We start from the raw sequence: 22,518 nt of genomic DNA, 5'->3' as shown, positions 1-22,518 counted from the left end.
CCTACCCTTCCCGCCGGCCGAGGCGGGCGTGTTCGGCGAACATCATGCGAAGCGCGAGCGCGGCCGCGGCCCGCTCGGGATCCTCGCGACTGGCGGCCTTGGCGCGCAGGCGATCCACCGCCGTGCGCACGAAGCCCGCCGCGTCGATCCGGTCGAGATCCTCCTCGTCCGGCTCGTCGACCAGCCCGTCGTCGCGAAGGCGCAGGTCGAAGAAGCGGGGCCGCCAGCCCGCCAGCGCCTCGTCCAGGGCGATCCGCTCGCGCAGCGACAGGGTGCCCCGCAGGGTAAGGTCGACCAGCGTCTCGCCGGGCGCCGCGAGTGCCGCGAGCGCATGGGTCAGCGCCCCGGCATCACCGTGGACGTCGATCGTCAGGGCGCGCCAGTCGAACCGCGCGGTGCGCAGCCGCTCGACGCGCGGCGCGGCGCCCGGCGCGTCGATCTCCACCAGGGCCACGAAACCCGGCTCGTTGGCCGGATAGCGATCGGGCTCGGGGGTGCCGCTATAGACGGTGCGGGGCGCGATCTCGAGGAAGCCGTGCCAGTCGCCGAGCGCCAGATAGTCGAGGCGCGCCCGGTCGGCGCGATCGTCGGCGATCGGATTGCCGCTCTCGGCCGAAGCCGGCAGCCGGTTGGCCACCGCCCCGTGCGCGAGGCCCACACGCACCGCGCGGGGCGGCGTCTCGGCCCCGTCGAACCATTCGGTGAGATCGGCGCCCTCGCGGTGGCGCAGGAGCGGGGCCGGCAGAACGACCGCACGACCCTCGCACAGCTCGATCGCCTCCGCCGCGTCGGCCACCACGACGCGGGCGCGGTGGTCGAAGCGCCGAAGGCGCGACCATACCGAAACGCTGACCGCCGGATCGTGATTGCCGGGCAGCATGATCCAGGGACCGGCGAACTCGGCCATCGCGTCCAGCGTGCGCTGGATGTCCCGGTCGGACACGGTGTTGCCGTCGAAGACGTCGCCGGCCACGACCGCGAAATCCGCGCCACGCTCGCGCGCCAGCACCGCGACGCGCCGGACGGCGGCGAACCTTTCGGCCCGCAGTTCGGCACGGGTGTCCTCGGGATAGCCGCCGAACGGCTTGCCGATCTGCCAGTCGGCCGTGTGGACGAGGCGGATCATCGGGGGAAACGGGCGCGGTGGGCGAGCATGGGCCAAGCGTGGGAAGACAGCGGCCCGGTTTCAAGCGGAAAGCGTCGCAAGCCGCGCCTTATCAACGGGTTTGCGTCGGCGGCCGGCGGCCCTGGGCAAGCGTCGCGGCAGCCACTAGAACGGGCCCGTAGCCGTCGCGAGATCCCCCCATGCCGTTCAACGCCCGCACCCTGGCCCTTCCCGCCACGATCCCCTTTGTCGGCCCGGAGGCGCTGGAGCGCCGGTTCGGCCGCCCCTTCCTGGCGCGGCTCGGCGCCAACGAGAGCGTGTTCGGCCCCTCGCCGCTGGCCGTCGAGGCGATGAGCCGTGCGGCGCGCGACAGCTGGGCCTACGGCGACCCGGAGCATCATGCCCTGCGCGAGGCGATCGCGGCCCGTCTCGGCATCCGTTTCGAGGAAGTGGTGGTGGGCGAAGGCATCGACGGGCTGTTCGGCCTGCTGGCGCAGGTGGCGCTGGAGCCGGGCGACCGGGCGCTGACCTCGCTCGGCGCCTATCCGACCTTCAACTACCATGTCACCGGTCATGGCGGCACGCTCGACTTCGTGCCCTATCGCGAGGATCGCGAGGATGTCGACGCCCTGATCGAACGCATGCGGGCGACGCGGCCGAAGCTCGTCTACTTCGCGAACCCGGACAATCCGACCGGAAGCTGGCACGAGGCGGAGGCGGTCCGCCGTCTGATGGACGCCGTGCCGGAGGGGACGCTGCTGGTGCTGGACGAGGCCTATAGCGATCTCGCGCCCGCCACGGCGCTGCCGAGCGCAAGCGAGATCCGGCCCAACGTCCTGCGCTTCCGCACCTTCTCGAAGGCCTACGGGATGGCGGGCGTGCGGGTGGCGTTCGTGTTCGGCGCGGCGGACGCGGTGGCGCAGTTCCACAAGGTGCGCAATCACTTCGGCGTCTCGCGCATGGCGCAGGCCGGCGCGCTCGCCGCGCTCGGTGACGAAACCCATCTGCGCGACACGGTGCAGCGGATCGCGCGCGCCCGTGGAAGGCTCGCCGACATCGCAGCGGCCGCAGGGCTTCGCTCCCTGCCCTCCGCGACCAACTTCGTGGCCATCGACTGCGGGCGGGACGGTGCCTATGCGTGCCGGGTGCTCGAAGGCGTGCTCGGGCGGCAGGTCTTCATCCGCATGCCGGGCGTGGCGCCGCTGGATCGGATGATCCGCGTCACCGTCGGCCGGGACGACGAGCTCGACCGGTTCGCCGCGGCGCTCCGTGCGTCGCTGGCACAGGCCGACGCCTGACCGGACGGCTCAGTTGCGGGCGAGCCACTCGCGGGCGAGGCGCAGGGCGCGGCCGATCTCGGCCTTGCTCATCATCGCCGCGAGGTCCTGGCGATGGACCGCCGCATCCTCCACGCCCATCTGGTCGGCGAGGTTGAAGTACATGTGGGCCGAGACGAGATCCGCCTCGTCGTCGCGGCCGGCCGCGTGGCGCAGGCCCATCGCGAACAGCGTCTCGCCGATCGGCGCCGCAATCCCGAGTGCGGTGCCGAAGTCTCCGTCCTGAAGGTCGAAGCGTGCCATGGTTTTCGTCCTTTCTCCTCTTTGCGCCTATCGGGTGCCTCGAATGGAGCTTGGCAGCACGGCTTGAACCGGCGCTTAAAATGCTTGGCTAATTCAAGTTGAATGCAGGATTCACGCCTCGAAAAGTCTTGAGGATTGCCGGCGTGGAAGTCCTGCGTTTCCGGCTTTCGCTTGATTCGCTTTACGCCCGCTTCAGCATGCCGGCTTGCGTTCCGTTCATCATGCGAAGCGATCGGCGCCGAAGGCCGGCCTCTTGGCGGCCGTCGCATTTCCATTTACGTTCGCGTAAGCCGCGAGGCCCGCGATCAAGACGGGGCGGCCGGGAGGACGACATGAAACGTTTGGCTGCGACGATCTTCGCGCTGGCAGCGCTGACCGGTGCCGCGGCGGCGGACCCGATCGAGGGCATGTGGCGCATGCCGTCGGGCAACGACGCGCGCATCGCCCCGTGCTCCGGCGGATTCTGCCTGACCTACGTGAACGGTCCCAACAAGGGGAAGACCTTCGGTCGGATGACCCCTTCGGGCGCCGGCGCCTACCAGGGAACGGTCACCGACTACACGAAGGGCGGCAAGGAATATTCCGGCAAAGGCAAGCTGACCGGCGACACGCTGTCCGTTTCGGGCTGCGTGCTGGGTGGGCTGATCTGCCGCTCGCAATCGCTGAGCCGGCTCTGATACGCGTCGCCCGGCGGCCTTGACGCGGCGATCCCTTTCGGGGATCGCTCGGCCTGGCACAACCGGGAGCTCGTCCATGTTGAAACCGCTCGTCCTCGCGGCCGCGCTGGCCGCCGCCTGTGGCTCCGCGCGGGCGGACGAGCCGATCGTGGGCACCTGGCGCCTGTCGAACGGCGAGACGGTGGACTACGCGCCTTGCGGCGCGAAGTTCTGCTCCACCGTCAACACAGGAGCCTACAAGGGCAAGACGGTCGGTACGGTGGAAGGCAGCGGCCGGGCGTATGTCGGCACCGTGGTCGATCCCAGCAGCGACAAGAGCTACGAGGGCCGCGTCGAAATCCAAGGCGACAGGCTCGTCCTGACGGGCTGCGTCGCGAAGGTGTTCTGCCGCTCGCAGACCTGGACACGCGTCGGCGAGGCGGGCTGATGCCGGCCGACGTCCGGCCGGTGCAGGATCGCCCCGGGGGCGAGGTCGAGACGGCCCATGCGCCGGTGTTCCAGCGCCGCGCCCGCAACCGCAACCTGCAATGGCTGCGTGCCGTCGCCGCCCTGTTCGTGGTGCTCTTCCACGCCTCGCAGTATATGATCCTCGAGTTCGGCGACCATCGGTTCACCGACATCTTCGGACAGCGGTTTGGAATCCTGGGCGTCGCCATCTTCTTCGCCATCTCCGGCGCGCTGATGGCCGATATCCTGAAGACCACCCCGGCTCCGCAGTTCCTGATCCATCGCATCCTTCGCATCTATCCGATGCTGCTCATCGCCTCGCTGGTGCTGCCGGTGGCGCTGCTGGGCGATGCGGGCATCGACCTTCGGGCGCTGTCGCTCGTCGCGATCGGCCAGAACGGCAACTATCGGCTGGCCGTGGAATGGACGCTGGTCTTCGAGCTCTTCTTCTACGTGGCCCTGTTCCTGGTGGCGGTGGCGGGGCTCACGCGTCGCCTGGAGGGGATCGCCTTGGTGGCGCTCGCGCTTTCGATCGGCGGCACGCTGGCGGAGCCGGACACGCAGGCGCGCATCGCGGTCAAGTTCGTCGAGATCCCGTTCATGTCCGCGTCGGCCGCATTCGCCGGGGGGCTGTTGGTCCCCTGGCTCGTGCGGCGCAATGTTTTCCACCCGGCGCTCGCGGGCATCGCCGTCGCCGCCGCGATCGCCATTCCGGGAACCGGCGCGGTCGGCGCCGGCCGCCTCCTCGCGGCCGTGACCGCCGTGATCCTGGTGGGTCTGGCGATCTCGCTGGAAAGCGACCGGCCCGGCCGCACGCCGCTGCAGAGCGTCGCCACGCGGTTCGGCGACTGGAGCTACGCGCTGTATCTCTGCCACATGTCGGTTTTGAGATTCACCTACGACCACCTGCCGCTGACGGGCGGGGCGGCGTTCGCGGCGGCGGTCGCGGGATCGATCCTCCTGTCCATTCCGCTCGGCATGCTCGACCTCAGGCTCTACGCCTGGCTGCGCCGGCGCTCGGATCGATCCACGCCCGAAAGCTTTCGCCGCTGGGCGTGGATCTATGTCGGCACCTACGCGATCGTCGCCGTGGTGTTCCTGTTCAAGACCTGACGTCAGCGGGCGCGCTGGCCGAACAGGACGCCTTGCGCGTTCTTGTCCTGCGCGAGGTTGAGCCGCTCACGCTCCTCCTTGCCCACGGCCAGTCCGCGCTGCACCGCCGGGCGGGCGTTCATGGTGTCGAACCAGCGCTTGAGATCGGGGAAGTCGGCAAGGTCTTGCCCCTGGTTGGCGTGCGGCACGATCCAGCCGACGCAGGCCATGTCGGCGATCGAGTAGTCGTCCGCCAAGAACTCGCGGCCTTCGAGCCGCTTGTTCATGACGCCATACAACCGGTTGACCTCGTTGGTGTATCGATCGATACCGTAGGCGATCTTCTCCGGCGCGTACTGGCGGAAGTGGTGCGCCTGGCCTGCCATCGGCCCGAGGCCGCCGACCTGCCAGAACAGCCACTCGTCCACCGCCACGCGCCGGCGCTCGTCGCTCGGATAGAAGCGGGCGAACTTGCGGGCGAGATATTGCAGGATCGCGCCCGACTCGAAGACCGAGATCGGCTGACCGCCCGGCCCTTCCGGATCCACGATGGCGGGCATGCGGTTGTTGGGCGAGATCGCCAGGAACTCCGGCTTGAACTGGTCGCCGGCGCCGATGTTCACGAGCTTCAGCTCGTAGGGAAGGCCGAGTTCCTCGAGGAGGATGGAGACCTTCCAGCCGTTGGGCGTGGGCCAGTAGTGCAGTTCGATGGGCTTCGCTTGCTCGACCATGATGCCTCCGAATGGTATGTCGGACCCCAACCTAGTGCGGCACGCGGCGAGTTGCATGGGCGGGGGTGTCCCCCAGGCGATGCCGGGCCGCGAACGCTGCGTGAACGCAGGCTGAACGATGGCGCCAGCCCGAATTCAGCTCCGGTCGGCAATCATCGCGCGATTGAGAAGAGAGGAAACCGCCATGCTCGTCCGCCTGTCCGTCGTCACCTCGTTGATGGCCCTCTTCGCGCTCAGCTTCTCGACGCTCGTGGAGCAGGACCGGCACGGCCACGGGATGATGGCGACGGCGAGCCACGGCTGCTTCGACCAGGGCGCGGTCTGCGTTCGCTGACCCCTTCCCGCCCGTCATGATCCTCCGGTAAAGAGAATCATGACAGATCGCTTCGCCCCGCCCACCACCGACACCCTCACGCCGGCGCCGATCGCGACGCAGGCCTTCACCGACGCGGAGGCGGCCGTCGACGCGCTGAAGCGCGTCTACGCGGCGTCGGTCGATTTCCTTTGCGAGAGCTTCGACGCGGTGCTGGAGACCAGCGACACCTCGCGCCGCTACCGCGCCTTCTATCCGCAGGCCGCGATCCGCACCGCGGGCCACGCGCGCGTCGATTCGCGCCTGTCCTTCGGCTTCGTGCCCGGACCCGGCCACTACGCCACCACGATCACCCGACCCGAGCTCTTCGGCGACTATCTGGTCCAGCAGTTCGAGCAGCTCCTGCGCAACCACGGGCAGCCCATCGAGGTCGGCCTGTCCCACACGCCGATCCCGCTGCACTTCGCGCTTCCCGAGGGCACCTATGTCGACGGGGCGCTGGCGGAGAAGCTGGACAAGCCGCTGCGCGACATCTTCGACGTCCCGGACCTTGAGGCGACGGACGACCGGATCGTCAACGGCAACTACGTGCCCAAGCCCGGCGAGCCGCTTCCCCTCGCCCCGTTCACCGCGCAGCGCGTGGACTATTCGCTGCTGCGCCTCGCCCACTACACGGCGACGAGCCCGCAGCACTTCCAGAACTTCGTCCTCTTCACGAACTACCAGTTCTACGTGGACGAGTTCTGCGCCATGGCGCGCATGCTTATGGAGGACGGCGGGCGCGGCTACGAGAGCTTCGTGGAGCCGGGCAACCTCGTCACCCGTGCCGGCGCCAGCGAGCCCGAGAGCGGCCTCGCGCCGCCCCGTCTCCCGCAGATGCCGGCCTACCATCTGACCCGGCCGGGCTCCAGCGGCATCACCATGGTCAACATCGGCGTCGGCCCGTCCAACGCCAAGACGATCACCGACCACGTGGCCGTCCTGCGCCCGCACGCCTGGCTGATGCTCGGCCACTGCGCGGGGCTGCGCAACACGCAGGCGCTGGGCGACTACGTGCTCGCGCATGCCTATGTGCGCGAGGACCACGTGCTGGACGCCGACCTGCCGGCCTGGGTGCCGATCCCCCCGCTGGCGGAGGTGCAGGTGGCGCTGGAACAGGCGGTGGCCGACGTGACGGGGCTCGAAGGCTACGATCTCAAGCGCATCATGCGCACGGGAACCGTGGCGACGATCGACAACCGCAACTGGGAACTTCGCGACCAGACCGAACCGGTGGAGCGCCTGTCGAAGTCGCGCGCGGTGGCGCTGGACATGGAATCGGCCACCATCGCGGCCAACGGATACCGGCTGCGCGTTCCCTACGGCACCCTGCTCTGCGTATCGGACAAGCCGCTGCACGGCGAACTGAAGCTGCCGGGCATGGCGACCGAGTTCTACAAGCGGCAGGTCGCCCAGCACCTCGAGATCGGCATCCGCGCGATGCAGAGCCTCGCCGACATGCCGGTGGAGACGCTCCATTCGCGCAAGCTGCGTTCCTTCTTCGAGACCGCGTTCCAGTAGGCCGCCGCCGGTGGCCCGAATGTTTCCGAACCGGGGACGCCGCATGCTCCAGGCGCTCGTCGCCCTCCTCGTCGTCGCCCTGGCGCTCGGTTTCCTGGGCCGCTGGTCGCAGCCGCTCGACGCGCTGTCGCATTTCCGCGCGCATCTGGCGCTGCTGCTCCTGCTCCTTTCGGCCCTGTCGCTGCTCGTCGGCCAATGGGCGGGCGGCGCGATCGGTGCCGTGGCGGCATGCGCCGCGCTGGCGTCGGTGGCGCCCTACGTGATCCCCATGCGCGGCGCGGCCGAGGACGGCACGCCGACCTACACGCTCCTCCAGATGAACCTTCTCTGGAACGCCGGGGACCGGACGGAGGCCCTACGGCGCATCGCCGAACTGCGGCCCGACATCATCACCCTGCAGGAGCTCACCGCCGAATGGCGCGCGACGCTGGAGCCCCTGCGGGCGACCTATCCCTATCAGGCGGTGTGCCTGGAGGCGGACGGGTTCCACGGCGACTCGGCGATCCTCTCGCGCCGGCCCTTCGTGGAGGGATCGAAGCCGCTGTGCGACGTGGGCGATTCGCTCGCGGCCGCGCGCGTCGACCTCAACGGCGTGGTCGTCACGATCGCCTCGCACCATCAGCTCTGGCCCTGGCCGCGCGGCCAGTGGCGGCGCCTCGACAGCGCGCGCGATACGCTGGCCGCCCTTCCCGCGCCGCTGCTCCTTACGGGCGATTTCAACGCCGTGGGCTGGAGCGCGTTCCTCGGTGCCTATGCCGAGGCGACGGGGACGCGGGTCGTGCGCGGGATAGGCCCGACATGGATCCTGGAAGGCGTGCCCACCGAAATCGCGCGTGTCGCGGGGCTCGGGATCGACAACCTCCTCGCCTCGCCCGCCATCACCATCCGAAGCGTCGAGCGGCCCGCGGCCACCGCCTCGGACCACCTACCGGTGCTCGTGCGCTTCTCGGTCGCCCCGCCGCCCGCGGCGCCCGCGACGTCGGTCGCCGCGCGCTGACGCGGCGCCGGGTTCACATGGTGCCGTAGACCGGCCCTTCCGCGCCCTGCGGCGGAACCCATGTGATGTTGCCGTTGGGATCCTTGATGTCGCAGGTCTTGCAGTGGACGCAGTTCTGCGCGTTGATCTGATAGCGCGGCGCGCCCTCGCCCTCCTCGATCCACTCGTAGACGCCGGCCGGGCAGTAGCGCTGCGACAGGCCGGCATAGACATCGTGCTCGGAGGTCTTCTGGAGCTGCATGTCCTGCACCCGGAGATGGACCGGCTGGTCCTCCTCGTGGTTGGTGTTCGACAGGAACACCGATGACGTCCGGTCGAAGGTGAGGACGCCGTCGGGCTTGGGATAGGCGATCGGCTTGTGCTTGGACGCCGGCTCGGTGGACGCCGCGTCCGTCTTGCCGTGCTTCAGCGTGCCGAACAGCGAACGTCCGAAAAGCTGGTGCGCCCACATGTCGAGGCCTCCCAGCACGACGCCGAGCGCCGTGCCGTAGCGCGACCAGAGCGGCTTGACGTTGCGCACCCGGAACAGGTCGCGCCCGATCGGCGAGGAACGCCACCCGGCCTCGTAGGTCGCCAGCTCGTCCTGCGCCCGGCCGGAGGCGATGGCCTCGGCCGCCGCCTCGGCCGCCTGCATTCCGGAGGAGATCGCGTTGTGCACGCCCTTGATACGCGGCACGTTGACGAAGCCCGCCGAGCAGCCGATCAGGGCGCCGCCTGGGAACACGAGCTTGGGCACCGACTGGTAGCCGCCCTCGGAGATCGCCCGCGCGCCGTAGCTCAGGCGCTTGCCGCCCGCCAGCAGCTCGGCGATGTCCGGGTGCGTCTTGAAGCGCTGGAATTCCTCGAACGGGTTCAGATACGGGTTGGCGTAGTTCAGGTGGACGACGAAGCCGACATAGACCTGATTGTTCTCGAGATGGTAGAGGAACGAGCCGCCGCCGGTGCGCATGTCGAGCGGCCAGCCGAACGAATGCTGGATCAGGCCGGGCCGGGCCTTCTCCGGGTCGATCTGCCAGAGCTCCTTGATGCCGATGCCGAATTTCTGCGGATCGGCGTCTTGGCCGAGGCCGAAGCGGGCGACGAGCTGCTTGGCCAGCGAGCCGCGCACGCCCTCGCCGATCAGCACGTACTTGCCGATCAGCTCCATGCCCGGCTGGTAGTTGGGGCCCGGCTCGCCCGACCGCTCGATCCCCATGTCGCCGGTGGCGACGCCGCGCAGGGCGCCCGCCTCGTCGAACAGGAGCTCGCTCGCGGCAAAGCCCGGATAGATCTCGACGCCCAGCCCTTCCGCCTTCTCGGCCAGCCATTTGCAGACGAGGCCGAGAGAGACGACGAAATTGTCGTGGTTGTCCATCAGCTTGGGCAGACCGACGTTCGGCAGGCGCACCGAGCCGTGCGGGCCATAGACGTAGAAACGGTCGCCGGTCACCCGCTGGCGGATCGGCGTTTCCTCCGAGCGCCATTCGGGCAGCAGCACGTCGAGCGAGGAGGGATCGAGGACGCAGCCCGACAGGATGTGGGCGCCGACCTCGGAGCCCTTCTCCAGCACGACCACGGACAGTTCGGGGTTCACCTGCTTCAGCCGGATCGCCGCCGAGAGACCGGCCGGCCCCGCGCCAACGATCACGACGTCGAACTCCATCGATTCCCGTTGCGCTGCTGTGTCGGACACGGGCGACGTCCTCCCTCGTGACGAAATCTGGAACGAATCCAGACGAATGTTGACCGTCTTACACGAGGTTTCAAAGGGCGAACAATCAAATATCTTACGTAAACGTCAGTCAGGGGCAGAGCCGCCGTGCCTTTCCGCGACGGCGTTGCTATGGTGACGCATGCAGTCGACCGACGTGTCCCCGCCCCCGGAAGAATGGAGCGCCCTTCTCGCTTGGTACGAGCAGGCCGGCGTTTCCACGTTCGTCGGCGCGTCGCCGCGCGACCGGTTCGCCGAGACCGAGGCCGAGGCCGCCCGCCGGCGCACGACCTCTCCGCCGTCGAAGTCCGCCCAACCTCCCGCCCCCGCATCCCGCCCCGCCGTGGCGGCACCGCCCACCCCGATCGCGCCCGATGCCGACGCCGCTTCCGCCGCCGACGCCCGCGAGCGGGCCGCGAAGGCGCAGTCCCTTTCGGAGCTGCGCGAGGCGCTGGCGGGCTTCACCGGCTGCGGGCTGCGCCAGACCGCCAAGAACCTCGTCTTCGGCAGCGGCGCGGAAGACGCGGCAGTGATGTTCGTCGGCGAGGCACCGGGCCGCGACGAGGACCTTGCGGGCGAACCCTTCGTCGGAAATTCCGGCCAGCTCCTCGATCGCATGCTGTCCACGATCGGGATCGAGCGGGACGCGGTACGTGTGACCAACGCGGTTCCCTGGCGCCCTCCGGGCAACCGGGCCCCGACGCCTGCCGAAAGCGAAGCCTGCCTGCCCTTCACCCTGCGCCATATCGAGCTGGTGGCGCCCAGCATCCTCGTCTGCGTCGGATCGTCGGCCTGCCGCGCGCTCCTGCGCTCGGAGGACGGCATCACGCGGCTGCGCGGCCGCTGGTTGACGTTGACCACCCCGAACGGAACGCAGGTCGCGACGATGCCGATGCTGCATCCCGCCTTTCTGCTGCGGCAGCCGGCGCAGAAGAGGCTCGCCTGGCGAGATCTGCAGGCGCTGCGCCAGCGGCTCGGCGAGATCACGAAACCCGGCGAATAAAATAACTGATCCTTACGTTTTCGTGAAACCAGCATGGCCGCGGGGCGTTTGGCGCTCGAACGACGGGTGAAGCCGAACGCCGGACGGGGCGTCCGACGCCCGATCGAAGGATGAGGAAAACCGATCATGAAGACCATGACCATGATCGCCGCCGCCCTGATCGCCACCGCCGGCTTCGGAAACGCCGCGCTGGCGCAGCAGACCAAGCCGATGCTGACCGGGCAGGAAAAGGCCGTGCGCTACCAGCACGATCAGCAGGAGAAGATGTGGGACCAGGAGCGCCTCGCATCCGGACGAACGGCGCAGAGCGCGACCTACGGCGCGCCGAACCGCCAGAGCTTCGGTCGGACCGGCACGCAGGCGGAGCCCAAGAACGCGGCGCCCGCAAGCTTCGGCATCCCCGGCTCGGGCGCGGCGTTCTACAACCACGACGCCAACAGCAAGAGCTGGGCCTACGGCTACTGATCCACAGGCCGAACGGCAGATGGGCAGGCGGGGCGCGGACCGGAACTCGGGTCCGCGCCCTTTTTTTCGTTTCAGTTCTGGGACGGCGAGGCGCTCCGGGCGCGCTTGCGCTCGAGACCCAGCCTGTGCTCGCGCAGGATGATGAAGACGCCGGCCGACACCACGATCGCTCCCCCTAGAAGCGTCGTGGGGCTCGCCACCTCGCCGAACAGCGCCGCGCCGATCGCCACGGCCATCAGCATCGACGTGTATTCGAAGGGCGCGATGGTGGAGGCCTCGGCATAGCGGTAGCAGGCCGTCAGCAGGAGCTGGCCGACGCCGCCGAAGATGCCGGCCAGGATCAGGAGCGCGGCCTGCCGGGGATCGGGCCAGACCCAGCCGAACGGCAGGCTGCCGAGCGCGATCACGCTGCAGCAGATCGAAAAGTACACGACGATGGTCGTGGTGGGCTCCGTGCGCACCAGCCGGCGTACCTGGATCATGGCCACGGCCGCGAAGGCCGCCCCCGCCACCGACGCGATCATGCCGAGACGCTGGTCGCTGGACAGTCCGCCGACCTCCAGCGACAGGTTGGGCGCGATCACCACCACGATGCCGCAGAGCCCGATCAGCACCGCCGTCCAGCGGAAGCGACCGACCCGCTCGCGCAGGAAGATGGCGGCGAAGACCACCGTCAGCAGCGGCGCCCCGTAGGAGATGGTGATCCACTCCGGATAGGGCAGCCGGCCGATCGCGTAGAAGCCGCAGGCCATGGAGGTGACGCCGATCGCGCCGCGAAGGAAATGGCCGCCGATGTCGCGCGTGTGGAAGGCGGTGCGCAGCGTGCCGAGCCAGCAGAGATAGACCAGCGCCGGCAGCAGCGCGAAGAACGACCGGAAGAAGACGAGCTGGCCGGCGGGAATCTCGGTGCCCAGCGCCTTGAGCGACGTCTGCATGCCCACGAAGATGGTGACGGACACCACCTTGAGGCCGATGCCGAGCATGGGCTTGAGGGCGGGCACGGAATGGATCGGGGCGTTCATCGCGGCGGATCGGCTTCGGTGGGAGGGCGCGGCCACGCCTGCGAACGGGGTGCGGCGCCGCCCATGGCCGGCGGGCTCGGCAGCGCCGTGCTCTTCTTAGGACGCCGCGCCGGGGGCGTCGAGGCGCGAAACCCTAAGTCAGCCTCACCTTTCGCGACGACCGGCGCGCTTTCGTGAGCGTGGTTTGCCGTTGGCAAGCGGTGAAGCGGCGACTATCCCGGTCGGATCGAGATGGGAGACGCCTCCGCCATGCAGCGCACCGACGACGGCCAAAAGATCCGCCTTTCGGACTATCGCCCGCCCGCCTTCCTCGTGCGGCATGTCGAGATGCGGATCGCGCTGCACGACGGCCACGCCGCTGTGGAGACCACCATCCATGCCCGCCGCGCCGAGGGCGCCGATCCGGCCGAACCACTGGTGCTGGATGGAGACCACCTGTCGCTGGTCGCCCTCGCCCTGGATGGAACGGCGATCGACCCGAGGCGCTTCGACGCTGCGCCCGACCGCCTGACGATCCGCGACCTCCCCGGCTCCGACGCCTTCGCGCTGCGGATCGAGACGCGTCTCGAGCCGGAAACCAACACGGAGCTGATGGGCCTCTATCGCTCCAACGGCATCTGGTGCACCCAGTGCGAGGCGGAGGGCTTTCGCCGCATCACCTACTTCCCCGACCGGCCTGACGTGCTGGCCACCTATCGCGTGCGCCTGGAGGCGGACCACGAGGCCGCGCCGGTTCTCCTGTCCAACGGCAATCCGTCCGAAAGCGGGGACCTGGACGGCGGGCGCCATTTCGCGGTCTGGGACGATCCGCACCCCAAGCCGTCCTACCTCTTCGCCCTGGTCGCAGGCCGCCTCGACGTGCTGCGCGACGGGTTCCGCACGGCGAGCGGGCGCGCGGTAGACCTCGCCGTCTACACCGAGCCGGGCCTCGCCGACCGCGCCACGTATGCGATGGACGCGCTGAAGCGTTCCATGGCCTGGGACGAGCGGCGCTTCGGGCGCGAATACGACCTCGACGTCTTCAACGTCGTCGCCATCTCCGACTTCAACATGGGGGCGATGGAGAACAAGGGGCTCAACGTCTTCAACCACAAGTACGTGCTGCTGGCGCCCGACACGGCGACGGACGCCGACTATGCCGGCGTCGAGACCGTGATCGCCCACGAGTACTTCCACAACTGGACCGGCAACCGCATCACCTGCCGCGACTGGTTCCAGCTCTGCCTCAAGGAAGGGCTGACCGTGTATCGCGATCAGGAGTTCAGCGCCGACGAGCGGGCGCGCACGGTGAAGCGCATCGCCTCCGTGCATGGGCTGAAGGCCCAGCAGTTCCCCGAGGACCAGGGGCCGCTCCAGCACCCCGTGCGTCCCACCCAGTACCGCGAGATCAACAACTTCTACACGGCGACGGTCTACGAGAAGGGCGCCGAGCTGGTGCGCATGCTGGCGACGATCCTCGGCGAGGCCGGCTTCCGCGCCGGCATGGACCTCTACTTCGCGCGCCACGACGGCGACGCCGCGACGATCGAGGATTTCCTGCGCTGCTTCGCGGACGCGACCGGCGCCGACCTCGCCCAGTTCGCCCTCTGGTACGACCAGGCCGGCACGCCGGAACTCGAGGTGCAGGAAAGCTTCGGGGACGGGCGGCTTACCGTGTCGCTCCGCCAGAGCCTTGCCAAGGGGGCCGCCGGAACCGGCACGGAGCCGATGCATATTCCGGTGCGCTTCGGCCTGGTCGGTGCGGACGGCGCGGATATCGCGGCCGAACCGGTTGCCGGCGCCGCCGAGATCGAGGGCGACGTGATCCATCTCGTGACCGCCGAGGCCGAGGTGGTGTTCGATGGCTTGGCCGAGCGGCCGCGCCTGTCGATGCTGCGAGACTTCTCGGCGCCCGTCACGCTGCGGCACGAGCAGAGCCGCGAGGACAAGCTTGCGCTCGCCCGGCTCGACCCCAACGGGTTCGGCCGCTGGCGCGCCCTCTCCGACCTCCTGGGGGAGGCGCTGCGCGCGGCGGCCGTGGCCGCCGACGAGGCACCGCTCGACCCGCGCCTGGTCGAGGCGCTGGTGGAATGCGCGGCGGAGGAGCGGCTGGAGCCGGCCCTGCGGGCGCAGATGATCGCCATCCCCGGCGAGTCCGAGATCGCGCGGCTCGTCGGCGCGAACGTCGATCCCGAAGCCGTGCACCGCGCGCGGGAGGCCGCCATCCGCTCCGTCGCGCGGGCGGGCGCCGAGCGGTTCCGCGCCGTTCGCGACGGTCTTTCGCGCTCCGGCGAGCCGTTCAGCCCGGACGCGTCGAGCGCGGGACGGCGCGCCCTCGGCAACGCGCTCCTGATGTTCCTGAGCGCCGCCGCGGCGGAGCCCGCCGAGGCCTTCGCGGCGTTCCGGGACGCCGACAACATGACCGACCGGATGGCCGCCGCCACGATCCTCGCCCATCGCTTTCCCGGATCGTCGGAGGCCGAAGAGGCGCTGGACCGCTTCCACGACGCCTTCGAGGCGGATCCGCTGGTGCTCGACAAGTGGTTCACGCTGCGGGCCACGGTGCCCGATCCCGCGACGCTCGACGTGGTGCGCGAGTTGAGCCGCCATCCGAAGTTCACCCTCGCCAACCCGAACCGGGCCCGGGCGCTGATCGGCGGCTTCGCCACCGGCAACCAGCGCGTGTTCCATCGTGCCGACGGCGAAGGCTATCGCTGGACGGCGGACCGGCTGGGCGAGCTCGACCGGTTGAACCCGCAGACGGCGGCGCGGCTGGCGACGGCCTTCCGCTCTTGGCGATCGTACGAGGCGGGTCGCCGCGAGCAGGCCCGGGCGGCTCTGTCCACGCTCGCCGCGCGCCCCGATCTGTCGCGCGACCTTCGCGACATCCTGGACCGCACGCTGTCGTGACGGGGCGATGAAAAATCGGCACGAAATCGTTCGTTAACCACGTTGTGGGAAACCTGCGAAAAACTCCTGTTGATCCCGTGCAACAATCAGAAATTGGGATTGCGTCGCTGCCCGAGGCGCGCCTCGCGCTTCTGGACAACGGAGTCCCCGTCTGATTCATTGCCGGTGGGATTCGGGCTTGCGGCGCCCGGATCGCATGCGGCGACGAGGGATGGGAAACGATGGGTTCGGACGCGACGAGCGCTCCGGCAGGGGATGACTCATCCCTCGCTACGGAGAGATGGACAGCCCTCGTTCAGCGCGTGCGACGCCGCATTCCCCAGCCTGGCCTCGACCGGATCGCAGAGCTCGAGCCCGCGCTCCGCCGGGCGATCCCCTATTTCGTCGTCAGCTTTCTGATGCTGATCGCCGCGGTGCGGCTGGCCGCGCTGATCGATGAGCGCGCGGCCTTGGAGCAGCGTGCGAGCGAAGACCTGCGCGTGGCGTCGAGCCTTCTGCGGGCCGAGGACGCGGCGCTGGATTCCCGCGCGGACGATGCCGCCACACGCGCCCAGATCCTCGTGAACAGCGCCCTGCCCCTCTACATCAAGGCCAACGGCCTGATCGCCATGGTCACCGACAAGTCCGGGCGCGTCGTCGCCACGACGCCGGGTCACGAGGCCGCGCTCGGCCTGGAGATCGACACGCTGGTGGACGGCGGACAGCCGCTGCTCGTGTTCGGCGAGCGCGCGGGCGTGATGGACGTGAGCTGGGGCGGAGACGACGCCATGGCGTCGGCAGCTCTCCTGACGGGCCCACTCGGCAGCGTGGTGCTCTTGCGCGAGGAAAGCCGCGTCTTCGCCGAGTGGCGCCGGTCCGTGTCGCTCAGCGTCACGTTGTTCTGCGTGACGGCGCTGGTTCTCCTCGCCATCCTCGTCGCCTATTTCCGTCAGGCGACACGCGCCGTCGCGGCGGACCGCCTGCTCGGCGAGCAGCATCATCGGGTGGAGACCGCCCTCTCGCGCGGGCGCTGCGGCCTCTGGGACTGGGACCTGTCGCGCGGGCGCATGTTCTGGTCGCGCTCGATGTACGAGATGCTGGGCCTGCCGCCGCGTGACGGCGTCCTGTCCTTCGCCGAGGTCTCGAACCTCCTTCATCCGGACGACGGCTCCTTCTTCGAGTTCGCCCGCCAGATCGCCTCCGGCAGCGTCGGCAACATCGAACGCTCGTTCCGCATGCGCCACGTCGATGGCCAGTATCTCTGGCTTCGCGCTCGCGCCGAGATCGTGCGCAATCCGGACAACGACATCCACCTGATCGGCGTCGCCGTGGACATCAGCGAGAACCACCTCCTGGCCCGGATGACCGACGAGGCCAACCTGCGGCTGCAGAACGCGGTGGAGAACATCTCCGAGACCTTCGTGCTGTGGGATGCCGACCATCGGCTCGTGCTGTGCAACACCAAGTACCAGGAGGTGTTCGGCCTGACCGACCAGGACGTGCGGCCCGGAACGCATTTCGACGCGGTGCGCACGAAGGCGCGGCGTCCCATCGAGGAGCGCAAGCTCACCAGCCCGAGTTTCGTGGACGGCGAGCGCGCGACCGAGACCCTCCTGGCCGACGGGCGCTGGCTGCAGGTGTCCGAGCGGGTGACGGGCGACGGAAGCCACGTCTCGATCGGCACGGACGTGACGCAGCTGAAGGTCCACCAGGAGCGCCTGTCCGACTCCGAGCGCCGACTGATGGCGACGATCAACGACCTGTCCACCGCGCGGCGCGACGCCGAGGCCAAGGCGCGGCAGCTCGCCGACCTTAACCGCAACTACATGATCGAGAAGGAGCGCGCCGAGAGCGCCAACCAGGCGAAGACGACGTTCCTCGCCAACATGAGCCACGAGCTGCGCACGCCGCTGAACGCCATCATCGGCTTCTCGGAGATCATGCGCGAGGAAAGCTTCGGGCCGATCGGCAGCGCCAAGTACACCGAATACGCGTCCGACATCCACCAGAGCGGCCACTACCTCCTGAAGCTCATCAACGACATCCTCGACATGTCGAAGATCGAGGCGGGCCGCCTCGTCCTGGCGCACGAGGCGATCGATCTGCCGGCGATCCTCGCCGAGGCGGTGCGCATCGTCGAGGTCCCGGCGCGGTCCAAGTCGCTCGCCATCGGCGTCGAGATGCCCGATGCGCTGCCGCTCACCGGCGATCGTCGCGCCACCAAGCAGATCCTGCTCAACCTCCTGGCCAACGCCGTGAAGTTCACCGCGCCCGGCGGGGACGTGCGCGTGCGCACGCGGCTGCGCGGCACGCACGCGGTCATCACCATCGTCGACAATGGCATCGGCATTCCACGCGAGGCGCTGAAAAGTCTCGGCAAGCCCTTCGAGCAGGTGGAGAACGAACTGACCCGCACCCATAAGGGCACCGGGCTCGGCCTTGCCATCGCGCGGTCGCTGATCGAACTCCAGGGCGGCACGATGTCGATCACCTCGCGGCCGGGCCGCGGAACGGCCGTCAGCTTCCGCCTGCCCTGCCCGGGCTGCGCCGACGCGGCGAGCGAGACCGCCGCCGTCCTGTCGCACGCCGCCTGATCCAATCAGTCGGAGGCGCCCCCGCGATAGGGGATCGTCTCGGCGAACACGGCCCGCACCTCGGCCGCCCTATGGGCGACCTGGGGCTCGATGCCGGACCGGTCGGCGATGTCGAGCGAGGCCGCGATGCGGTCGGCCAGCGGCCCCGGCAGATCCGCGACGCGGAACGTGCTGTCGCCGCCGAGGCGCAGGATCTGCATGATCCGCGTCATCTCCCGCATCGCCGCCGGAAGCTCCTCGGCGCGGCGATCGCTTTCGCGCAGCGAGGCCAGCGCCTCGCCGGTCGGCGCCCCGACGAAGTCCAGGGGGACGATGCCGGTCAGGATGCCCCACTGCGCGATGAACTCGAGGTCGGTCAGCCCGCCGGGAACGCGCTTGAGGTCGAGCGCCCCGCGCGGCGGCTTCTGCACGTCGAGCCGGGCCCGCATGTCGGCCACGTCGTCGGACAGGAGCGGATCGGCACGGTGGGAGCGGATCGCCTCGCGCACGGCCTCGCCGATCTCCTCGCACAAGCGCGCCTCGCCGGCCACGGGGCGGGACCGGGTCAGCGCCATGCGCTCCCAGGTCCAGGCTTCGGCCTGATACTTGCGGAAGGCGCCGATCTGGGTGGCGAGCGGTCCCTTGTTGCCGGACGGACGCAGGCGGAAATCGACCTCGTAGAGGACGCCCTCGGCGGTGGGCGAGGTCAGCGCCGAGATCAGCCGCTGCGTCATCCGGGCGTAGTAGGTCGACACTGGTAGCGGCCTCGATCCGTCCGAGACCTCCGCCTCCGCGTCGTGGTCGTAGAGCAGCATGAGGTCGATATCGGAATTCGCCGTCAGCTCGCGCGAGCCGAGGCGGCCGAGACCGAGCACAGCGATCCGCCCGCCCGGAACGCGCCCGTGCGCGCGCGCGAACTCGCCCTCCACCGCCTCAAGCACCTGGTGGAGCACGGCTTCCGCGAGGTCGGAAAAGGCCCGGCCGGCCGCCTCGCCCTCCAGGGCGCCCGACAGGAGGCGCACCCCCACGAGGAACCGCTGCTCGGAGGCGAAGATGCGCAGACGGTCCAGCCGCTCCTCGAAGAACCGCGCGTCCGCCAGAAACGCGTCGAGCCGTTCCCGGATGAGGTCGCGGGTCGGCAGTTCGGAGAAGAAGGCCGGGTCCAGCAGCGCGTCGAACACGTGCGGCCGGCGCGCGATCGTCTCGGCGAGGCGCGGAGAGCTGGTGATGATGCGCGCCAGAAGGTCGAGAAGGCGGGGATTGGAGGCGATCAGCGAGAAGAACTGAAGGCCGGACGGCAAGCCCTCCAGGAAGCGGTCGAAGGCGAGCAGCGCGCCATCGGGGTCTGCCCCGCCGGCGAACGCCCCGAGCAGCGACGGCAGGACGGCCACGAACTGCTCGCGCGCGGCGTCCGAGCGCATGGCGCGGTAGCGCCCGGAGCCCCAGCGATGCACGATCCGTCCGATGTCTGCGGGGCGGGTGTAGCCCTGCTGCTCCAGCCAACGCAGCGCCGCCGGATCGGCCTCGTCTTCCAGGAGAGCGTCGACGCCGGTCTCGTCCTCGCGCGCCGTGCGCCCTTCCGAGAACAAGGCCGAGAACCTCGCCTGCACGCGCCGCAGCCTCTGCAGCAGTGCCGCCTCGAAATCCTCAGTCTCGGCGTAGTTGCAGAGCCGGGCGATGCGCAGAAGGTCCTCGCGCCCCTGGGGAAGCGTATGGCTCTGCTCGTCGGCCACCATCTGGATCGCGTGCTCGACGCGCCGCAAGAACCAGTAGGCCTCGGTCAGTTCCGCCGCGACGTCCGACGCCACCCAGCCGCCGGCCGCGAGCCGTTGCAGCGCCTCGTCGGTGCGGCGGGTGCGCAAAGCCGGCAAGCGCCCCCCGGCGATGAGCTGCTGCGCCTGGGCGAAGAACTCGACCTCGCGGATGCCGCCCTGCCCGAGCTTCACGTTGTGCCCGGCGGTGGCGATGCCCTCGAACCCGCGATGCCGGTCGATCTTGGACTTCATCGCCTGGATGTCGCCGATCGCCACGAAATCGAGGTAGCGGCGCCAGACGAAGGGCGCGATGTCGCGCAGGAAGCCCGCGCCAACCGCTCGATCGCCGGCCACGGTACGGGCCTTGATCATCGCCGCGCGCTCCCAGTCGCGCCCGGCGCCCTCGTAGTAGATCAGGGCAGCGGGGATCGGGATCGCGAGCGGCATGGCGGACGGGTCCGGGCGCAGGCGCAGGTCGGTGCGGAAAACATAGCCGTCGCGCGTGCGCTCCCCGATCATCCGCACCAGCCGCCGCCCGAGCCGGGAGAACATCTCGACGCTCTCGCCCGGATCCCGGATGGCAGGCGCCTCCGGCTCGAAGAACAGGATCAGGTCGATATCGCTGGAATAGTTGAGTTCGCGCCCGCCGAGCTTGCCCATCCCAAGCACGGTCAGCCCGCACCCCGCCTCGGGATCGGCCGGGTCCGGCAGCGCCAGTTGGCCGCGCGCGTGCAGATCGCCGAGACAGAAACGGAGCGCGCGGCCGATGGCGGCGTCCGCAAGGTCCGAGAGGTCGGCCGTGGTTCGCTCGGGGTCGGCGGCGCCGAACAGGTCGCGCAGGGCGATCAGCAGCGAGGCCTCCGCCTTCGCCTCGCGCAGCCGGCACATCTCCGCGCTCTCCGACGCGTCGCTCGGAACCGGAGCGGCAAGGTCAGCGACGATCCGGCGGATCCGCTCGCCGGCATCCAGGTCGAACAGGCGGTCGATCCAGCCGGGCCGGCGTTCCGCCACGGCCGCGAGATGGGGCGACAGCGACAGGGCGGCGACGAGGCGACGCGCCTCGGCATCTTCGTCCGCCTCCATCCAAGCCGCGAGCCGCTCCAGCCCCTCGCCCCGGGCGCGGCCGGCCAACTCGTCGCGGCGGCGCGAGGCCTCGTCGGTGTCGAAGGCTTGCAGCGCGGCCTCGCCGCCGATCCACAACTCAACTCGCGCGGGCACCATCATTCGGCTGGACCACCCTTTCCAATGGAATCTCCAGCGTGACTTTGAGGCCGGGATCGGCATCGTCAAGCGCAAGGGTGCCACCGTGGATGGCGGCGATGGCCTGCACCAGCGAGAGACCGAGGCCGGATCCCGGCTTGGATCGGCTCTCGTCCAGGCGGTAGAACCGCTCCAGCACTCGATCGCGCTTATCGGGCGGCACGCCGAGCCCGTTGTCGGCGACGGACACGAGGCAATGCTCGCCCTGCCTGCGTACCACGACGCGCAGTTCCAGCGGCCTGTCCGACAGGCCGTATTTCAGGGCGTTGTCGAGGAGGTTGGAAACCGCCTGCGAGATCAGCTCGCGGCTGACGGGGGCGACCACCGGCTCCGCGGCGTCCAGAACGAGGCGGCCGCCGGCGTCCTCGGCCAAGGGCTCGTACAGCTCGACGACGTCGGCGACCACCGACGACAGATCGACCTCGCTCTTCAGGGCGGGGTGGGACCCTGCCTCCACGCGGCTGATCATCAGCAGCGCATCGAAGGTGCGGATCATCCCGTCCGCCTCGGCGAGCACCAGTTCCAGTGCCTGCCGACCGCCCTGCTCGGCGTCGTCGGCACCGAGCGCCGCCTCCACCCGGTTGCGCAGCCGTGTCAGCGGCGTCTTCAGGTCGTGGGCGATATTGTCCGACACCTGCCGGAGCCCGACCTGCAGAAGCGCGATGCGCGCCAGGAGGACGTTGAGCTTCTCGGAGAGACGGTCGAACTCGTCGCCCGTGCCGGTCACCGGAAGGCGCTCGGACAGGTCGCCGCCCATGATCCGGGCGGTCGCGGCGGACATGCGATCGAGGCGATGGAGAGCCGAGCGTCCGACCAGGAACCAGGCGAGCAGCGCGCCGAAGCTCATCAGAAGCAGCGCCAGGATCAGTGCGTTGCGCACGATGAGGCGGATGCGCTCCTGATCCGTCTGGTCGCGCCCCACCAGGAGGCGCATGCCGTTGGGAAGCTGGATCACCTCCGCCACCGCCATGTGGTAGCGATCCTGATCGGACTCGGTGAAGCGCGCGTAGCGGAAGGGCGTATCCTTGAAGCCCGGATCGTCCAGCACGCCGGCCTCCAGGCTCTGGACGTTGCCGGCGAGGATCCGCCCGGTCCCGTCGGTCACCAGGTACAGCGGAGCTCCGGGCTGGCGGGCGCGCCGGTCGATGGCCCGCACGATGCCCGAGATGCCCGTGGTCTGGTAGATGCGGTCGAGGACCTCAATCTCGTCGGCGATCGCATCCTGGCTCTGGGTCTGCAGGATGGAGGAGGCGGTTTCCGTGACGTAGACGAGTAGGATCGTCGCGAACAGGGCGAACAGCGCGAGGTATACGGCCGACAGCCGCACGGCTGTCACGCGCATCAGCTCGCGGATGCGGAGGATGGTCGGCCTGCGCAAGCG

General features: G+C 69.5%; 18 protein-coding genes. 11 read left to right on the top strand and 7 right to left on the bottom strand.

Going from position 1 to position 22,518, the window contains the following annotated elements; all coding sequences use genetic code 11:
- Window position 1: 1 nt before the first annotated feature.
- On the bottom strand, window positions 2-1,126 hold the full coding sequence (locus D3218_RS08115) for a metallophosphoesterase family protein (RefSeq protein ID WP_119539492.1): 1,125 nt from the start codon (window positions 1,124-1,126) through the stop codon (window positions 2-4).
- Between the two features lie 179 nt (window positions 1,127-1,305).
- Between D3218_RS08115 and D3218_RS08110 the strand changes: the two genes are divergently transcribed.
- Window positions 1,306-2,403, top strand: a complete 1,098-nt coding sequence (locus D3218_RS08110) for a pyridoxal phosphate-dependent aminotransferase (protein ID WP_119539490.1) — start codon at window positions 1,306-1,308, stop codon at window positions 2,401-2,403.
- A gap of 9 nt (window positions 2,404-2,412) precedes the next feature.
- Here the strand turns inward: D3218_RS08110 and D3218_RS08105 are convergent, their stop codons facing one another.
- Window positions 2,413-2,685: a sel1 repeat family protein gene (locus D3218_RS08105; protein ID WP_119539488.1), complete on the bottom strand. Its 273-nt coding sequence runs from the start codon at window positions 2,683-2,685 to the stop codon at window positions 2,413-2,415.
- Between the two features lie 332 nt (window positions 2,686-3,017).
- On the opposite strand from D3218_RS08105, the gene D3218_RS08100 reads away from it, so the two are divergent.
- From D3218_RS08100 to D3218_RS08090, 3 genes are all read left to right on the top strand, one after another.
- Window positions 3,018-3,362 carry a DUF2147 domain-containing protein gene (locus D3218_RS08100; protein WP_119539486.1) on the top strand — a complete coding sequence of 115 codons (345 nt, stop codon included), beginning with the start codon at window positions 3,018-3,020 and terminating at the stop codon, window positions 3,360-3,362.
- 76 nt (window positions 3,363-3,438) lie between these two features.
- A complete protein-coding gene (locus D3218_RS08095; protein WP_119539485.1) occupies window positions 3,439-3,789 on the top strand; it encodes a DUF2147 domain-containing protein in 351 nt (116 codons plus the stop codon).
- Entirely contained in the window at window positions 3,789-4,922 is a 1,134-nt protein-coding gene (locus tag D3218_RS08090) for an acyltransferase family protein (RefSeq protein WP_119539483.1), read from the top strand. The genes D3218_RS08095 and D3218_RS08090 overlap by 1 nt, the downstream gene beginning before the upstream one ends.
- 2 nt (window positions 4,923-4,924) lie before the next feature.
- Here D3218_RS08090 and D3218_RS08085 read toward each other — a convergent pair whose 3' ends face one another.
- Window positions 4,925-5,632 carry a glutathione S-transferase family protein gene (locus D3218_RS08085; protein WP_119539481.1) on the bottom strand — a complete coding sequence of 236 codons (708 nt, stop codon included), beginning with the start codon at window positions 5,630-5,632 and terminating at the stop codon, window positions 4,925-4,927.
- Between the two features lie 184 nt (window positions 5,633-5,816).
- Between D3218_RS08085 and D3218_RS19685 the strand changes: the two genes are divergently transcribed.
- From D3218_RS19685 to D3218_RS08075, 3 genes are read left to right on the top strand one after another with little or no spacing between them, the layout of a single operon-like run.
- Window positions 5,817-5,966 (top strand): hypothetical protein, encoded by a 150-nt coding sequence (locus D3218_RS19685; protein WP_168990457.1) that lies wholly within the window; start codon window positions 5,817-5,819, stop codon window positions 5,964-5,966.
- 39 nt (window positions 5,967-6,005) lie between these two features.
- The gene (locus tag D3218_RS08080; RefSeq protein WP_119539479.1) at window positions 6,006-7,505 is read left to right on the top strand and encodes an AMP nucleosidase; all 1,500 of its coding nucleotides are present in this window, start codon (window positions 6,006-6,008) and stop codon (window positions 7,503-7,505) included.
- A 43-nt stretch (window positions 7,506-7,548) separates the two neighbouring features.
- Entirely contained in the window at window positions 7,549-8,502 is a 954-nt protein-coding gene (locus D3218_RS08075; RefSeq protein ID WP_168990456.1) for an endonuclease/exonuclease/phosphatase family protein, read from the top strand.
- 13 nt (window positions 8,503-8,515) lie between these two features.
- Here the strand turns inward: D3218_RS08075 and D3218_RS08070 are convergent, their stop codons facing one another.
- The gene (locus tag D3218_RS08070; protein ID WP_425359298.1) at window positions 8,516-10,144 is read right to left on the bottom strand and encodes an electron transfer flavoprotein-ubiquinone oxidoreductase; all 1,629 of its coding nucleotides are present in this window, start codon (window positions 10,142-10,144) and stop codon (window positions 8,516-8,518) included.
- Window positions 10,145-10,334: 190 nt separating this feature from the next.
- Here D3218_RS08070 and D3218_RS08065 point away from each other — a divergent pair, with 190 nt between their 5' ends.
- Window positions 10,335-11,195: a uracil-DNA glycosylase gene (locus D3218_RS08065; protein ID WP_119539474.1), complete on the top strand. Its 861-nt coding sequence runs from the start codon at window positions 10,335-10,337 to the stop codon at window positions 11,193-11,195.
- A gap of 126 nt (window positions 11,196-11,321) precedes the next feature.
- Window positions 11,322-11,660, top strand: a complete 339-nt coding sequence (locus tag D3218_RS08060) for a hypothetical protein (protein ID WP_119539472.1) — start codon at window positions 11,322-11,324, stop codon at window positions 11,658-11,660.
- A 71-nt stretch (window positions 11,661-11,731) separates the two neighbouring features.
- On the opposite strand, the gene D3218_RS08055 is transcribed toward D3218_RS08060, so the two are convergent.
- Window positions 11,732-12,682: a DMT family transporter gene (locus D3218_RS08055; protein WP_245414973.1), complete on the bottom strand. Its 951-nt coding sequence runs from the start codon at window positions 12,680-12,682 to the stop codon at window positions 11,732-11,734.
- Window positions 12,683-12,913: 231 nt separating this feature from the next.
- Between D3218_RS08055 and pepN the strand changes: the two genes are divergently transcribed.
- Together pepN and D3218_RS08045 are read left to right on the top strand one after the other, a co-directional pair.
- Window positions 12,914-15,571: an aminopeptidase N gene (pepN, locus tag D3218_RS08050; RefSeq protein WP_245414972.1), complete on the top strand. Its 2,658-nt coding sequence runs from the start codon at window positions 12,914-12,916 to the stop codon at window positions 15,569-15,571.
- A gap of 302 nt (window positions 15,572-15,873) precedes the next feature.
- Complete coding sequence (locus D3218_RS08045; protein ID WP_245414971.1) at window positions 15,874-18,144, top strand: PAS domain-containing sensor histidine kinase; 2,271 nt, start codon at window positions 15,874-15,876, stop codon at window positions 18,142-18,144.
- Window positions 18,145-18,149: 5 nt separating this feature from the next.
- Here D3218_RS08045 and D3218_RS08040 read toward each other — a convergent pair whose 3' ends face one another.
- The gene (locus D3218_RS08040) at window positions 18,150-21,101 is read right to left on the bottom strand and encodes a bifunctional [glutamine synthetase] adenylyltransferase/[glutamine synthetase]-adenylyl-L-tyrosine phosphorylase (RefSeq protein WP_245414970.1); all 2,952 of its coding nucleotides are present in this window, start codon (window positions 21,099-21,101) and stop codon (window positions 18,150-18,152) included.
- On the bottom strand, window positions 21,079-22,500 hold the full coding sequence (locus D3218_RS08035; protein ID WP_168990473.1) for a sensor histidine kinase: 1,422 nt from the start codon (window positions 22,498-22,500) through the stop codon (window positions 21,079-21,081). Before D3218_RS08035 ends, D3218_RS08040 begins: the two co-directional genes overlap by 23 nt.
- Between the last annotated feature and the right edge of the window lie 18 nt (window positions 22,501-22,518).

The sequence above is a fragment of the Aureimonas flava genome (genome assembly GCF_003583935.1).
Taxonomy (GTDB): Bacteria; Pseudomonadota; Alphaproteobacteria; order Rhizobiales; family Rhizobiaceae; genus Aureimonas; species Aureimonas flava.
Note: the sequence above shows the minus strand (reverse complement) of the source record. Positions and strands in the feature narration are given on the sequence as shown.